The sequence below is a fragment of the Pantoea sp. SIMBA_079 genome (genome assembly GCF_046940275.1).
Taxonomy (GTDB): Bacteria; Pseudomonadota; Gammaproteobacteria; order Enterobacterales; family Enterobacteriaceae; genus Pantoea; species Pantoea borealis.
This window is the reverse complement of sequence record NZ_JAWRYR010000295.1, coordinates 1-273: the sequence shown is the minus strand read 5'-3', so window position 1 is coordinate 273 and position 273 is coordinate 1. Positions and strand designations below refer to the sequence as shown.

Annotated in this window: 1 protein-coding gene; it reads right to left on the bottom strand. The window is 63.7% G+C overall.

The genetic code is table 11. The features are described from left to right. Positions 1–273 (bottom strand): hypothetical protein (locus tag SB719_RS20085; RefSeq protein ID WP_412159728.1); only part of this gene is annotated, 273 nt, incomplete at both ends.

The following is a 273-nucleotide window of genomic DNA, read 5'->3' as shown; positions in this document are numbered from 1 at the left end:
CAGCAAACCGCTGATCGTGGGGGTGGCCAGTTCTCCGGCCCTCAGGGCTTCTATCAGCTTCCGGACGACCATCCGCTCAAGCGCTTCTTCCGTGATTTTGGCATGGACCCGCGCGGCGATGCACGTCCCGATGCGCGCCCTGATCGCCGCGGCCCCGGCAAGCGCGGTCCTCGTCCCGGCCACGAACGTCCGGTTGCCCAAGGTTCCGGCTTCTTCATCTCTGAAGACGGTTATGTCGTAACCAACAACCACGTTGTTTCCGACGGCGATGCC